Source organism: Marinifilum flexuosum, from assembly GCF_003610555.1.
GTDB lineage: Bacteria > Bacteroidota > Bacteroidia > Bacteroidales > Marinifilaceae > Marinifilum > Marinifilum flexuosum.
Genome location: NZ_RAPQ01000008.1, coordinates 1,405,486 through 1,422,225, shown reverse-complemented (window position 1 = coordinate 1,422,225; position 16,740 = coordinate 1,405,486). Strand labels below are relative to the sequence as shown.

At 32.3% G+C, this 16,740-nt stretch carries 10 protein-coding genes; 3 read left to right on the top strand and 7 right to left on the bottom strand.

The window, feature by feature from the left end:
* Nucleotides 1–420: 420 nt before the first annotated feature.
* On the bottom strand, nt 421–2,304 hold the full coding sequence (locus BXY64_RS05885; RefSeq protein WP_120238986.1) for a hypothetical protein: 1,884 nt from the start codon (nt 2,302–2,304) through the stop codon (nt 421–423).
* A 520-nt stretch (nt 2,305–2,824) separates the two neighbouring features.
* Here BXY64_RS05885 and BXY64_RS05880 point away from each other — a divergent pair.
* From BXY64_RS05880 to BXY64_RS05870, 3 genes are all read left to right on the top strand, one after another.
* Nucleotides 2,825–3,982 carry an SH3 domain-containing protein gene (locus BXY64_RS05880; protein WP_120238985.1) on the top strand — a complete coding sequence of 386 codons (1,158 nt, stop codon included), beginning with the start codon at nt 2,825–2,827 and terminating at the stop codon, nt 3,980–3,982.
* 394 nt (nt 3,983–4,376) lie between these two features.
* A complete protein-coding gene (locus tag BXY64_RS05875; protein ID WP_120238984.1) occupies nt 4,377–5,828 on the top strand; it encodes an SH3 domain-containing protein in 1,452 nt (483 codons plus the stop codon).
* A 30-nt stretch (nt 5,829–5,858) separates the two neighbouring features.
* On the top strand, nt 5,859–8,381 hold the full coding sequence (locus tag BXY64_RS05870) for an NHL repeat-containing protein (RefSeq protein WP_120238983.1): 2,523 nt from the start codon (nt 5,859–5,861) through the stop codon (nt 8,379–8,381).
* A 204-nt stretch (nt 8,382–8,585) separates the two neighbouring features.
* On the opposite strand, the gene BXY64_RS05865 is transcribed toward BXY64_RS05870, so the two are convergent.
* The 6 genes from BXY64_RS05865 to BXY64_RS05840 form a co-directional block, all read right to left on the bottom strand.
* The gene (locus BXY64_RS05865; protein ID WP_120238982.1) at nt 8,586–9,023 is read right to left on the bottom strand and encodes a hypothetical protein; all 438 of its coding nucleotides are present in this window, start codon (nt 9,021–9,023) and stop codon (nt 8,586–8,588) included.
* Nucleotides 9,024–9,100: 77 nt separating this feature from the next.
* Entirely contained in the window at nt 9,101–9,580 is a 480-nt protein-coding gene (locus BXY64_RS05860; protein WP_120238981.1) for a hypothetical protein, read from the bottom strand.
* A 73-nt stretch (nt 9,581–9,653) separates the two neighbouring features.
* Entirely contained in the window at nt 9,654–10,505 is an 852-nt protein-coding gene (locus BXY64_RS05855) for a helix-turn-helix transcriptional regulator (protein ID WP_120238980.1), read from the bottom strand.
* A 640-nt stretch (nt 10,506–11,145) separates the two neighbouring features.
* On the bottom strand, nt 11,146–11,925 hold the full coding sequence (locus BXY64_RS05850) for an ADP-ribosylglycohydrolase family protein (protein WP_120238979.1): 780 nt from the start codon (nt 11,923–11,925) through the stop codon (nt 11,146–11,148).
* 185 nt (nt 11,926–12,110) lie between these two features.
* Nucleotides 12,111–15,926 (bottom strand): type IIG restriction enzyme/methyltransferase, encoded by a 3,816-nt coding sequence (locus tag BXY64_RS05845; RefSeq protein WP_120238978.1) that lies wholly within the window; start codon nt 15,924–15,926, stop codon nt 12,111–12,113.
* Nucleotides 15,927–16,027: 101 nt separating this feature from the next.
* Nucleotides 16,028–16,687 (bottom strand): hypothetical protein, encoded by a 660-nt coding sequence (locus BXY64_RS05840; RefSeq protein ID WP_120238977.1) that lies wholly within the window; start codon nt 16,685–16,687, stop codon nt 16,028–16,030.
* Nucleotides 16,688–16,740: the final 53 nt, after the last annotated feature.

Sequence of the window (16,740 nt, the reverse complement as noted above, 5' to 3'; positions counted from 1 at the left end):
TTTTACCAGGGCAAAGTACTGGCCGTGGCCGCTCAAAAAAGATGACAAAAACTGATAGCACCCGACCCAGCAGGCTCGCTTAAAGTGAGCAATGGAGGCTTTTTTGCATTTGGAGTGATAGCGACAATGGCTCGGAAAGCCGGGAATTGCTGTGAACGACGAGTGGTTGAGCGAAAAAATTGTGACAGGGTGAACCCTTGCTGTAGTTAAGATTGAACTAATTCAGAGCCTCAGCTGGAGTGAGATCATGAAAAAACAAACACCCCTGCTAAAGCAAGGGTGAATTCACTGACAAATGCCTGTTGCTTGAGTAGCTACTGGTTTGATGCATGAACCTAACTTTAGAGTTCTAGCGGAACAAGCAACAGGATTTTGGAAAGCCCTGGCGAAATTTTTACCGAGGCCCGAGGAGTGAACGCCTTATTTCCTGTCAGATTCATCACTCGTTTTGAAATTTATTATATCAATTTCGAACGTACGCAGTGTTCGTATGTCCCTTACAACCTTATTCAAATCCTTAGCACTCATTTCTATGGTTATGTAGGTTTGAAATGTATTTTTACGGGTTCTTTTTAGTTTATTACAGATAACTCTTGAATTATTCAATAATTGCTCACTCGCTTCATTTACAACCTCCTCAACTTCCCATTTTCTTGCTTTTACATATTTCTGAAGAATTATTGGTATAGTAGTTTTTATTATTTGTTTCAATCTATCTCGAGCCTGATTTTTAGCTATTTTTTTAGAATATATCATATCTGCACTTTCTCCCATACCAGTACATCTATAATAATCTTCATTTGATAAATATTCTGGACCTGAACAAGGTCCCTCTAGGACTATTACTTCCTCATCCTTTTCTTTCTGCATTTTATCATCATCACTCACACTTGTTTCACCAATAATTTTAAATTGGGCAATTGTATGTAGTTTATAGCCTGTGACTATTGCTTCAGGGAATAACCAGAATCTGCTAATTTTTTGTTTGTACTCTTTCTTTTGGCCTTGCTTCTCAGTATAATCTCCATTGACAAGATTGTGAGTTTCGATGAAAAGTTCTATTTCGCCATAATTGTTTTCCAATTGATTTTTAATATTAAAAGCATCCGCTGCAACTTGTTTTACCGCATCATCGGTTGGAGCAACTGGTCTATCCCATTCTGCTTTTAGTATTTTTTCATGTAATACTAATTCATACTTCTCACTATTTAGAATTGCCTGCTTTAATTGATCTTCCGCAGCACGGAGCGTAGCATTAAGGTTTTCAGTATTAAACTTCACGGTGGTATTTTGCTCAATGATCTGCTTCAAACTAAACTGACTTTCACGAAGCTCACGCTTCAATTGTGTTATCTGCGAACTAAGTTCATCAAGCTGTTTTTGTCCTTCATATATGATTTGCTTTTGACGTTGCTTCCGTGCTTGATTATCATTACTTACATTAAAAGTATTTTGTCTTGCGTAACCTTTAATTTGTGTTATTAAATGATTGGAAACTCCCATTTTTTGTAAAATACTTTCTGTTTGTGATTTATCCTTCATGTAGTTGATAATGGCAATATTTGATGGCAATTTTCCTGCATCAGGTGACATCTCATATTGAACCAGGTTTTTCTTTAATGGATTTACTCTAACTTTTGCCACATAATAAAACACTCTTTGCTGGTAATCAACAGCATGTTTGTACTTTGTCTCAATTTCAAAAGTCCCACTAATGGTTTCTTTTATGTGTTGGTACAATTGAGAATCAAATTGATCGCTACTATATAATTCGGTAACCGATTGAATGTATATGCCTCGTAATTGCTCAATAGCTATAGGAGTAATCTTTTTTTCGGCCTCATTGATTAATTGTGTTTGATTTGGCATGGCAGGGATGTCTTTTTTTACAAAGACATATAAACCTTTACACTCCTGTGCCTTTTCAAGATTTTTTATGATGTCGGAGTGCATCTCCTTATAATCCTTTTGAGCTTTAATTATTTGGTTTTTTATTTCTGTGGTATTACGTTGCTGCATTATCTTATGCAAGGTATTGGCCATGGCTTGCCTTTTAATTTTCTCCTGATTTATCAAATTGTACAAGTTATCGTTGTATTTGGTAACTGCTTGCTTGAGTACTGTAATTTTAGAAGCATCTACTACAATTACATTGGATCGCGTTTTGTTTTCTATTTTACTTGCAGATTGTATTTCTAATTCTGAAAAACTTAAAGGATGTGCATTGAGAAAATCTTGAGCTTGTAATGTAGATAGTGTAGATAAGAGAAAAAGAAGTATTAGGCGTAATCTTGGTTTAATCATAGTTTTTGTAGGTATAATCTATTTTTAATATAAAAAGTGTATTAGTAACAAATGTATTTTTTTCTTTTTATTATTAATGATTTAGTCCCTTTTGCCTGATAAATAAAGTATTGATTTCGATAAATAAATAGCTGTAGATCGGTATACAGCTAACGAGAATCTAAATTCGATAAGAAATAAAACTGAGTATTATTCATGAATCATGCAGTTTATATAAGTAAAATTTGAGGCATGAATTGTGAGATTTAAAGATCGGATATCGATTTTAAAAAGTATGTTGAGTGCTTTGGAGCAAATTATCGATCTGTTGATGGAACCGTCTTATTTCCTTTTTATTGTAACTCCATAACTACGTCCCTGAAAAATCAAATTTTATTGCAATTACAAACCATATACATGCCAAATAAATAAACCATGGGGTTCGATAAACAAGGGAAGCTCTCCTACTTAATTGTATTTGAAATGATCAATTACTTCATTCTATTTGTTATTTGAAACTTAAACTAACCATTGAATAATTATGAAGTCTTATTTTGTTATTTTATTAAGCCTGTTTTTGTGCTTTAATTTATCTGCAAAAGACAGATATGTTGTAAATGTTGATGTATTGAATGTGCGAAAAGAAGCTAGTGCAACAAGTTCATCTATTGCTAAAGTTCACAAAGGTGATACTATTGAAATTAGCTATAATTATAATGGTTGGAGTATGCTTTATATAGACATGGAAAGAGGCTGGGTTTCCACAAAATATATTAGAAAAATTCCTAAACCATTAAGAATAGAGAAAAAGAACTCCACTGGATTTGCAACAAGTGGACAAGGAAATATACTACCAATGCCAATTGTTTTCGATCGATATGTATTAGATTTTACAGATTATTCGTTTGGGATTAATCAAAAGATTTTGGCATATATTATTTTACTTTTAGGAATTTTTCATATCCTTCTTTCCTTTAAAGAGCCAGAAGATTATAAAAAACCAGATCTATTCAGGGTTATTTATGAATTATCGGTGTTTATCAATAGTTTTCTGTTGATTTATTATTTTCTTGCCATGCCTAATCCTTTTTGGTTTTTCTCTGATTTGCCATGGTATAAGGTCATATTATCTATTATCTTATTTGCTTTGTATTCCATTGGTATACTCTTTTTTACATTTTTCTATTTTGATAGTTTTTTTGAAAAGAAAGATAAATTCCTTTTGAGTCCACTTTTTTGGATAATAGGAAGTCTTGTGGGGTTAATTATTGCTTTTTATACTTCAGAAGTTTGGCTATTGTCAGGAGTTGCAATAATAGTCGGAACAACTGTTTTTTATGGATTTAAAATTTTTAAGCATCACAATGTTCTTACAGGAATTTGGCGACTTGCAATATATCTATCATGTAATTTTGCTGTTACAATTATCGTTTTGCTTATACTAGCTCCTGTTTTGATAATTGTTTTATTAAAAATCTCAAAAATTACTCGCGGTTTGCGAGACACATTAGCCTCTGGAGACAGTGGAAGTTCTAGCTCATCATCGGAATCGAACGAACACATAGATGATTCTCCAAGTATATATGATGGATGGCGCAAAGTTAAATTGGAAGAAGGCCTTGGTGGAAGATGGCATGGAGATAATGGTAAGGATTACGAATATACTTCTGGTAATGAAGTAAGAGAAATCGAAAAATAAATTAATCAGTAGTTTTAATTTAAAAAGTATCCTGTCAGGAGAGTTATACCTGACAGGATAATATTGAAACGAATATCTTGGATTTGTTTTTAGCATATTGCACTTATGCTGAAGCCAGGAACTACATTTATTTTATTTGCTAAATAAGTAATAAGATTCGATAAATTACCAAACACCCACACGTCTGATTATCTGACCTTTAAGCTCAATAACACACAAAACTGTTTTTCTTTTTTTTTAATTGTTTAATTAAAACAATAAGTTTATTCAATAACTATAATTAAGAATTAAGTTGATTTATACTCCTGTAAACAATTCTTTCTACCTATAAAGTATTTGTGTATCAGGAATTATAAATCACAACCAAACATTCAGCTTAAAATCATCTTAAACTATGAAATACACAATCTCATTAATACTTCTACTCATATCAATGAGTTTATTCGCAGAACACTATACAGTTACAAGCCAAAAATTAAACATTAGAAAACGCCCTTCAGTAGAAGCCAAAATAATTGGAGCGCTAGAAAAAACAGACACCATATATGCACTATCAAGGAATGCCAGATGGACGAAAATTAAATATAAAAATGAGTATGCTTATATTTCTAGTAAACACATAAAAAAAATAGTAAATCTTACAGTAAGGATTAAAGAACAAGCTAGTTTACGAACAAGCAAACCAAACGAACAAAACCTTATTTTTTGGATAACCACATGTGTTGCTTGCGCAGTTATCATTCTAGTTGCTCAATTGGCCAATAAAAAAACTGAATCAAAAACTTTGTTTAGGATGCACACTATTTTATCCTTATTGGTATTTTCTAGTCTCGCGTATCTACTATTACACTATGATTACCTCAGTATAAGAAACATTATTTATTCAGAAATATCGTATATACAATATATCAATATATTTTGTTTTCAAATCATTCTATTGACACTCTACTACAGCCTGAGCATTCATTACAAAATAATGAATTATTATAGCAGGAGTCGTCAAAAAATCAAATTCAAAACATCAATTATTACTTTTATAGTAATTACAATTTTGAGTTTTATCATTTTAAAATTCCATAATGACAAATATGAAACATTAGCGATCTATTATATCATAATAACACCTATTGCATTAGCTATAAAGCTTATTGTGGAAGTTATTCAAAGAAAAATGTATCAACCTGAGGGCAGCTTATTATCATTATCTTTAATTGTCAACGCTTTAGTTATAACCTATGTAGGTATTTTTAATATAATGATTATTGGTTTTGAACTTGCTCTTCCCAGTTTTTTATTGATTATACTTAGTCACTACAATTTAGTGAAATTACGGTCATATAAATTCACAAAGAAAAAAGTGAATGAAAGTGATAAAATTGACTTCGAAAAAAAAATAACGGTACCAGTTTATCATAGCCCAATAGACGAATATGCTGAACTTATGAATAGATTGTCCAAAAAAGAATCTAATCAGGTTTTAGTAAAACAAAAGCCCCAAAAGAAAAAAACATCAAACAAACAGATTACACAACAACAACAACAACAACAACAACAACAACAACAACAACAACAACAACAACAACAACAACAACAACAACAACAACAACAACAACAACAACAACAACAACAACAACAATCATCAAAGCAAAAACAGGTTAATAAACCAATAATAAAAGATGGTATAAAAGCAAAAAAAATGGAAGTGACAGATGGTTATACTAAAGATATAGCATATAAATGTACAATAACCTACAACAACGGCAAGTGGACTGATGATAATGGAGATGAATGGAGAGGATATGCATCTGGAACATTTAGAAAAACCAGAACTTTTATGATAGACTAATTTATATTAAGAAAATTAAATTTCAATAATATGTGGATTCCACCAGCTAAAACAATACAATTTCCTTATGAAAATACTATCTCAGAACTAGAAAGATACTCTCGAGAAAGATTTTCTGAGTTAAACTATAAATTCATCAAATCCCCAAATAATAATTTTTTTGCTGTTTTTGCAAAAAAAGATTCCTACAAAGTTTGGATTTATAAACTAAACAGTGATGGTTCATATGAACAGAAAGGTCATATTGAAGAGTTACCACTCTCATCAAGCTTAGATTTTATAGCATTAGCCCTAGACAATAAAGGACAGTATATTTACATAAGCGACTATGGAGATGACCGAAGGAGAATACGATGTTTTGAAACAGATCCTTATTTAAGCATTGAAAATAGATTAAAATGGACTGTTGAAATTGGTAGTACTTGTAAAAAAAATTATTCATCTCCATTTGTAACCGTTGATAATAGAAATCACATTTACGCAACTGATTTCAAAGGCGATTTAATCATACTTAACCGCTGGTCTCTAGAAATTTATGGCGAAATCCTTTTAAGTTCATATATTGATGGTGTAGAAGATATGAAGTTAACTGGTAATGGTAGGAACCTAATTATACTGGGATACGAGGGAGAATATGGTTATCATACTGGAAAATTACTATCTATAAACTTAAAAGATTTTAAGATTTCGTATATCGTGAAGACAGAAGAACTCCCAGTTAAAAATATCTTCTGTTCATCTACTAATATTTTTTACCTTGACCAAGGTGGTGTGGTGCATCTGCATAACCTAAAATCGGGAAGAGAAGTTTTTAAATCAGAAAATCTAAGTGATTACTTTGATGTTGTATCTGATACCTATGAAATTTATTATAAAAATAAGCACCTATTCATTTCGGACACTTATGACATCCATATTTTTACACTAAAAGGCAGATGTATTGGTAGAGCTAAATTAAGCAAGGTTACATTTGTATCCACATTGGATTTCATTAATAATAATTTAATTGCAATTGACAAAGAGGGAGTTAAGGTTTTTGCGCTAGACGAAAGTATTAAAATTAAATCTGAGTTAGAAAGTGAATTTACTTCAGAAGATTTAGATTGTAAAACACATGGTTTTCACGATGTAAGTTATTATCCTGATTCTGAACATCTACATTTAACCAGCGAAGGAAATGAATATATAATTGATATTCTGTCGAAACAATTGAGAAAAGTTGAAGAATCCAATCAAAGTCATATAAGGAAATATTTACACAACCAATTGTCTTCAAATAATTATCTCATGGCAGAATACGATGGTGAACAAGTTTTCCTACAAAATTTAATAAGAGGCTCAAAATTTGAAGTCGAATTTAATATTTTAGAAGAAGATGATACGGAAGATGAAAGCTTACTTGCCAGACCTTATTTCTCTGAAAACAATAGATTTTTTGGCTTATTTAGAGTTGATCACATTAAAATATTTGATTTATATAAAAAAGAACAACTCGTAGATGTAACGATTCCTATAAAGAATAGATACGGAACAGTTATGTCATTCTCTCCATGTTCACCTATAGTTATTTTCAGTAATGATGATGATGAAGAAAGAAAGAGTATACTTACTGTTTGGAATTTAAGTAATAGAAAAGTTCTTTTTTCAAAACAATATTCTCACAAACTCCAATCTACTTGTAGACACACCTTTAGTCCTTGTGGTAAATACATACTTGTATACACTTCAAAATATATCTATCAGTATGATTTAGAAGGTAATCTGGTAATGGAACGCGAAAGCTTTGATAAATACGAGGACAGTCTGGGAAGTATATATTTTATTTCAAACGAAGGGTATTTTGTTACTGCTTCGGATGAATCTAAAATTTGGCATATAGATAAAAAAGAGCCGATACATAATACCAGAATTAAATTAAGTTATCGTAAAATTATACCACTTAACAACAATCGATTTGCCGCCATTGGACGCAGAGCAATATCAATTATTAAAACTACTATAAAAACATCACCAATCTCAATAGGTAAAAATACAAATCCTAAGTGGGAAAACTTACATGGGATAAAAAAAGCGAATGAATTAGAGGTTTATTTTTATAATAATGGAAAATTAGAGAATCAAAATGAGCATGAATCTGAACAAAGAAGGTTAGAAAACGAAAGACAAAATTACAGAAGAGAAGAACAAGAGAGAGAAAAAGCTGCATACAGAAGAGAAGAGCAAGAGAAAGAAGAAGAACAAAAAAGAAGAAGAGAAAGAGAGGAAGCTGAATCTAGAAGAAGAGAACAGGAAGAAGAAAGCGCAAGACTACGCAAGGAAAGTGAAGAACAAGAAAGGACTTATACTTTAGAAGAAATTTGGGATCAATCTTCTGGGTACGTTAAAATGAATGCATTATCTGCCTGTTATTATCACCAAGCAGATGGAAGGTGTAGCTATAGAGACAGAGAAGATTGGTGTGATGCTCGCGATGGTCGATATAACAGTTGTTGGGATACAGATAGTTTGGATCATTGCATTAAATCTGAGATTGGAAAACAACCAAAGAATTGATAAATTTCCAGGACATTATCTACCAAGTTTAAATGGACACTGTCCCACAAAGTGTGTAAATGAAATCTAGAGGGTTAGGCGTTCAGTCTAATCCTTTAAAATATAGTTAATAACTGTTTTAAGACTACTCCCCTATTTAGTTTTATGCATTGCCTCAACTTCAAAACCTGGTCTTATAGCTCATTACAAAACTACAAAGAGGTATTACTCTAATAGTTTTACTAATTCCACTGTATTGTTCAGATAAAAATCTAATGGCTTAAGGTGTTTGTATTTGTGCTTTATTTGAATCAAAGACTCAAAATTATAGACTCCTGTTTGTAATGCGTTAATTGCGATTCTATCACAAATATGGATTTCCTCTTTTTGTTTCCATCTATTGAGATCGGCTTTTTTCTTGGCCAATAATTCTTCGAAATCAGAGAGTGTATTTGAGTTGATTCTAGTTCGTAAATTTTCGTATTCCAGTTCCAAGTGGTTCATTCTTTTTTTCAGACTTTCTATTCCTTTGCGAAGATAGAATGAGGCATTTTGGGGTTGTTTGAGTTTTTCCCTGGCTTTTAATATTTCCAAAATCAGAGATTCGAAATCAGACCGACCATTTTCCGAGGTCAAAAGGTCGATTGCCTTTTTTGCTTCCATACCATTAATTTTTAGAAATTAATTCTTGAGATCGCAATTGCGATGGTATAAGCTAAATGAATAATAGAATCAGGTTATTATTTTGGGCCACATTTAGAGAGTTCTTGAATGTTCACTCCTTTATCTCTCGAGTTATCGTTGTATAGTAAAATGGTTTCAGGAATGATACTACCATATGAAACGCAAAAGAATCGAGTTCTGTTTCCTTCAAGATCCTCTATGAATACATCTTGTTGGATCATTTCTTTGTAATCGTAAATTGGATCGAAATCATCAATTTTCACAGCTTCACCTGGAAGGACGTTTTCGTAAAAGAATTTTTGATCGTCTTTATTTTCTGTCCATTCTCCAGAATAGGATGAAATAACACATTTGAGTGCTTTTTTACTGTTGTTAATGAAAAACACTTCGTTATCTTCCTCAGAAGAGTCGATTACATAAATTGGTATTCTGTTCTCATTTTTAGGATATACATTTAGATCACCTCCAAATTTACTTGGTCGATTTTGAGGAGGAATCCACTCCCAAGCATCTTGTATTCTTTTTTCTTTGTTCATGACTTTAAAGTATTCGTTAATAACTTCTATCACAAAGAAAATAAGGAGGTGTGCCAAAACATGACGTTCTGACTTAGAATAGCTCAGGCTCAATTACTTTTACTTGATCCCCATACATTTGAATTCGCTGCTTTAATTCGAAATTAGGTTTTACTCGAATGGAAATTCTAAATTCATCTTTGTTGTCGACAATAATCTCTTGAGAATGATGTAAGGGTAATGTTCGTATGTAATTACCTTGATGCGGACTAAAAGACAATACGACTTTTTTTACTTCTTCGCCCGAAAAATTAACTCCGATAATGTCGTCGAAATAATTACCGACTGCACCTAGTTTTTTTGTGAATGTATCCGAAAGTAATTCTACGCTTTTGATTCTATCCAAAGCATATACTCTTTCACCTTCGGTATAATCAACATGCCCCACTACATACCAGCGATTCATATATTCTTTTAAGAACTCCGGATTTAGAATAAAGCTACGCTCTTCTTCTTTGTAAAAGTAGGAATATTGAATTTTTATCTGCAGACTATCCCTAATCGCTCTTAAGAGTGGTTTTAGGTAATGAATTCCCTGCATCAGAGAACTGGAATCGAAGTGAATAAATTGCATCGCATCTTTTCCTTCACTTAAAGTTTCGATTATTGTATTGGCTGATTGTGACATTTCCAACAATCTAATGAAGGGCTCAAAATCATCGCTTAATTCCTGATCGATATAATAGCCCTGCTTGTGGCTGTTGTATTTTATTTCGACCCCAAATTCATTTCTAATACTTTCAAGTATTCGCTGAAATGTTCTTGTGGAACATTTTAATCCTTGATCATTTAAATAATCAATTAAGTCTTGCCTGGATGGATAAAAGCCTCGCTTTACTTTTTCTAATACAAGGAGGTAACGCTTTATTGTTGCTTGTTGGGACATTAAGTGTTTTTCGAATTCAAAAATTATAAAGTCGAAAATACATAATTAACATGATAACAAGCTCAATTCACTTAAAAAAAAACAGCATTTATTTTGTGAATGTGTAGATATTTATAGGTTCTATATGGAATTTAGAAGGTAACTAAAGCAAACTTTATTTGATGAAAAATTATCCTATGATTCGTTATTTTAACTTTACTTTGCTCAAGCCGCAGGGCTTTTACTTTTTATTCATTAAATGATTTCTTTAATAAGGAATTCATGAGCTCCCTTCGGTCGGTTCCATTGATGAGAAAGTAAACAAAGAATCTAGGGTGTGTAAGCTCAAACTATTTATACTTGAAAACTTTAAGTGTGGCGGCGTGATCTTCTCCCGATTATGATTTTTGTTGCATTTGCTTCTCAAATGCTTACAAAATCTATTTCGGAATCAGCTTCCCCGTCTTACTAAAAATTTTTCTGCGTCTAATTAGCTCGACCTTCCAATACCCACATGGGTCACTGGAACAAAATAACGGTCAAAACAATAATTCTAAAGAATGACCCACTATAAATCATACAGAACTTATTTATGGTATTAATTAGCTTCAAGCCGCAAGCACCAAGCCTTAAGAAAAAAACTAATAAGTATTCCCTTCTGTTATTTGTAATTGATCCCACATTTGTGGTTAAATTGATGAATTGTATTTTTGAATTCTACAGGCAAAAGAGAATTTACTTTATGAATGATGATTTCGGGAATTTCTTTGTAGTAAGCTTGAGCAATCCCTCCTGTGATGCAAGCTAAAGTATCACTATCACCACCTAGTGAGATGCCCATACGAATGGCTGATTCGAAATCGCTACTTTCCAAAAATGCAATAATGGCCTCGGGAACGGTTTCCTGACAGGATTCATTGAATTGATAGATTGGACGAATTTGGTCGCAAGTGCGATTTAAGTTGTAGCCAAACAGGTTGGTAATGCTTTCGCGAATAGCATCTTTGCTATGCCCTGTCCTGGCAAGATATATTGCCAAAGCAGTTGCTTGAGCTCCTTTTATGCCCTCGGGATGATTGTGGGTAACACTTGCCGATTTTTCGGCTTCTATTAGTACTTCTTCTAATGAATTACAGTAAAAACCTACCGGACTTACTCGCATGGCCGATCCATTACCCCAAGAGTTGTAAGGCTGAGGAGATTCATCGTAAATCCATGTTGCAAAATTGCCTCCATATCCTCTGCCTGGATAATCTTGACTGTACTTTTGATATGCTTCGGTATAACCTCCTCCTTCTAACAATACCTGTGCGGTGGCCACTGTTAAAACTGAATCGTCGGTAAAGTCAGTATTTGAATGAAATAATTCAAAGTCGGTTCCCTTGTAGTTGTTCCATTCGAAGACCGAACCGATGATATCTCCTGCTATTGCTCCTATCATGATATGTGTTTTAGGTTAATGTATGGGACAAAATTAGGGAATTGGTGTGCCAAAGGGTGGTGAAGGATATCTTGTAAGACATAGAAGTTATTTAATCTCCCGCAATTGTACCCAAATAAAAAGAAACACCGCTATTGGTAGTGTTTAATGCGGTGTTTCTAATAATCTACGATCAAATAATTTTTCTAAGACTCAACAGTATTTTCAAGCTCAAATGCATTGTACTCACTTTCTGTTAACTGAAATTCGGGATCAATAATTAACACTTCATTATGATTTAATTGATAAAGCTTATATACCATTATATCTATTTGACTTTCCAAAAGGCTAGTGTCTATTTGTATATTTTGTTTTTTAAGATTTAAGATTTCCTCAAAAACCTTTAATATATTTTGCTCTTGTTCCTCCGTTGGCATAGGTACACAAAGCGGCTCTAAAGCCTGAACACTAATTATCAAATCTCCCGTCCCTGTTTTTGGCGCGGTTCTAAACAATTCTTTATTACAAAGTTTAGAATTTAAAACAGCACACAGAAACTTAACTTTCTCTCCAGTTGCTATACAGGTACTATCTAAACAGTAAACTCCAGAATCATCATAACAAAAACGTAGTATCGAACCAATTCTTTTCCATACCAATTTTGGTTTCTCAAAATCTTGCCAGAACGCTATATTATCCTGAGTCTCGTACCACTTGTGTGAGGTTTTCTTTCTAGCTCCTTTTTCACCTGTTTGTTCAATTCGCTTTCCAAAAGTTTTTAAATAGGCTTCAAGTGATGTGTAATTCTTAATATCTATCTTTAAACTTGGAAATGTACCAATTAACCATCTTTCAATCTCTGATGACTTATATTTTTGAATATCACGCCCTCTCAAGAGAGGCTTAACAATATTGGCCAATTTCGCATCATCCGTAATTAATTGTTTTTTAATTTCTTCATCAATTACAAATGCTTTATTAAATCCAGTTTTAATTCCAAAATTCACATTAAGATCCCAGTCTCTGAGAGGTGTGCCTATTATTTCAATTTTATTTACCAATTCTAATAATTGATTACTTTCAAAACTCCAAGCTTTGGATCCAAGTAGGTTGTTTCTGTAGAGAATGGCATTATCTTTTAAGAATTTCTTAAAATCAACTTGAATATTATCTTTCTTTTGAATTTCCTGATATATGAACCTAGATGTTTCTTCTGGCAAAGAATTTATGAATCCTATAATAGCAGCGTCTACAGTAGCTTCATCAAATATTTTCTTTCCTCCAAAGTCTATAAAGTGGGTTAATAATGTATTTTTAGAAAGGAAATCTCTTAATAACTCCCCATACTTAGCCCTTGCAAACTTACTTGAAATAATAAACTGAAAAACTCCTTTCGATCTTAAAATCCTACTACTTAATTCGACAAAATAAGTTAATAAGTCTGCAAGAGAGTTATAAACACAAAAGTGTTTACTTAAATACTTCTTTATTTCCTTAAAATCCTCCTGTCTGATATATGGAGGATTCCCCACAACAACATCAAATCCTAAATACTTGCCTTCTTCATCTAGTATTTCGGGAAACTCGAATCGCCATTCGAATGCGTTTACATATATGGCATTGTTTACAATTTCTTCTTTTTCTTTTGTGGCTTTTTCGAATTTGATTTTTAGATCCTTTAAGTGCTTTTTTTCCTTGGCTTTTATTTTTTCTCCAAATTTCTCGAGATTATTTAAGCGTTCTTTCTCATTGATGTAATCCCCTTCTGTTTTTTTACATTTATCCAGAAATGGTTTGTCTAAAGAGCTCTTAAAGTTATTTTTAACCTCATCGATTATTTCTATTATTTCACTCTTACGATTTTTATCGTTGGTTCGTTTGTATTCTAGAACTGCATCCTTATAGTCATTAAAATTATACTTTACATCTTTGCCTTTAAATGCGGCTTTTAAATCATCATCTAATTTAAATCTACTTACTAACGAATTACCACACTTAATGTTAATGTCAATATTGGGAAGGGTTTGCAAATTCTTCTCTTCGGTGTAATAGGCATTTTTGAGCAACTCAATCCACAAACGCAATCGACAAATTTTTACTGAATTTGGATTGATATCAACACCAAACAAACAGTTTTCAATGATAGATTGTTTTTCGTGGAACAGGGTTTTTTGGATCTTACAGCTATCAGCATCTTCCGGACTATACTCAAACAAATGCCCGATAGAATCTGAAATATATAGTTCATCATTTTCTATCTGCACATCACATCTCAATGGTATACCTTCTTGATCGCATAAAATTCCCAACTCACTTTTTATTGCAATAATCTCGTTTAAAGCACTTACCAAAAAGTGACCGGAACCAACAGCAGGATCACAAATACGTATTGAATTTATTATGGAATTAAATCTTAAACTATCCTGTTGCTTGAAAAATTTGTTACAGTATGCTACTACATCCTCAAATTTTTCGATTTGTTCATTTTCTTGCTGTTTAAATTTCTCAACAACTGCTCTGCGAATTGTTTCCCTACTGATATACATTGTAATGTATGCAGGTGTATAAAATGATCCCTCTTTGTAACCATTTATTTTCTCGAAAATTAATCCAAGAACAGATGCGTTTATTAAGGTCTTAGTTTCTGTTCTATCTTCAATCCCCTCTTTACCATCCGTGGCAAAATCATAAGCATCTAAAAACTTGAAAAAGTAGTCTAGTGTTTTAAGTTTACCTTTTAATTTTTTACCATTGACATCTTTTAAAACTGTAGAACCAGATACTTCAATTTCATCATCAGTTAAAGATGAGATTTCGAACGCTTCTCGCTCCAGTGTATTCAATTCGAAAAGCGAACTATTTAAATATGGTATATATTTAAAACGGTCTTTATATTTATCGTGCCTATCTTCTTCCTTTTTGGCAAGAGCAGAGAAAAATAAATTGTTTAAATCATCATATCCTTTGATAAAATCAGAGTTTAAAAACTTATAATTATTGTTACCATTGTGATAAGCTAACAATTGGGATTCTAATAGTTTTAAAAAAAGTATTCTGTTAATCCATGTTAGACACAGCTCAAGTCCTGCTGAAAAAGACTTATCTTCTACCTGTGTAATGCTTTTTATATCACGTAGGTGATCTTTATCTTCTAAAGTAAATATGGTATTCTCTAATAAAGATCCATAATCACGCTCACCTTCTTTTTTTCTCTGAATTACTTTTTTACTTTTTATTGTTTTCTCTTCAAGTCCAACAATGTGAAGTAATTCATTGTAGAATCGCTTATTTAGTTTATTACTGTCATTACCAAAACTATGACCTAAGATATGAACATCGGAGAATATTTTATATAAGGTATTTAAATGACCATCGGTCAACCTATCAAATTTAGTTCTCTTAAAATTTAGGTATACAAATGGCAAAACCGATTCTGTATCAGCAATATATTTCTTTGCTATTTCATTATAAAATAATTCATTTTTAGATGAATCTTTTAATCCATCTCTAAATGCCTCATATTCCTTAACTAAACTATTATTCTTATAATATAAATTGTAAAAATCTTCACCTTTAAACAGAAACCACTCATAACCATTGGTTACAATTAAATGCTTGATGTTATTATTCTGATGATCTATCCTTTCACGCAAATAATACAATAATAATTCATGTAAAGCTTTTCTATTAATATTATCTTCTTTAAGAAATTCAGCGTCGTTTCCTGGCTTTTTCACCTCCATTAATACGCCAATATGACTTGCAGCATCATTTCCAAGGTAAATGGCAAGATCAACTCTATCTCTTGTATTAATGTAATTCTTTTTATAAAATGTTGAGCTCAAAAATTGCCTAATGGGCTCTTTAATGTGTTCCTCACTTTCATTTCTATCAACACTTGACTCAATTGCTTTTAAGCAGGAAGTTAGTTGTTCAATAAAATGATTTACTTCTTTTCTATGAGGTTTATGCTTTCGATAAGCCGGATTCAATGCTTTTCGAGTATTAATTCTATTGGTCATTTGAGTTCAACTATTTTAGTTTTAGAGTATCAAATTTATTCTTTTTAATATAAAAAAGCACTTGCCAGAGGTGTCAAGTTTAATGTATCCCATATAACTCATTAAATTTTAAGGGTATTAATTAATCTATTAAAATTCTCCTCCTCCATATTCTTCGGGCTAAAAGTTGGGTTCCTGGGGTTTCTTAAAACAAAGGCCTTCTGATAATTTTCTAATTCAGGCACCAATTCAATCCACTTTGTTTTGCTTCGCATAAAAACAATAGGTGTATTTCTTTCGATAAATGATTTTACAATTTCTTTTGTGTATTCCTGGGTTGGCAGCTTTTGTTTTGGCTGTTTAAACTGTACCGAATGGTAGGGCATGTATTGCAAACAGCAAATTCTTTTCGACAAGGATTTATCATCTATTACTTCTAAAAACCAGCGTAATTTGCTACGCCACCATTTAGATCCTGGACAGTTTAGTTCGGGGTGTAGGTAGTAAAATGGATAATCGGATTTTACCTGTGTCAGGTTTTGTTTGTAGAGGAAACGAAATTGCTCATCGGCATGTGTTTGATAATCCTCAGCACTTAATCCAGGGTTTAAGGCCAAAAACAAAACATTGGCTTTCAAGTTACCAATGTAAGGGTCCGGTAAAAGGGTTTTGCAAAATTGGTATTCCTCTTTTGCTTGGGAATTAAATTCGTCAACCGCTTGCATGTCCAATGGATGTATGCTGGTTACATCAGTATTTAGGTTTCTCCAGGGGTTTTGCATTCTTTATCTATGATTGATTTAAACTAAAAAGGACCTTTTCTACAAAACACTAT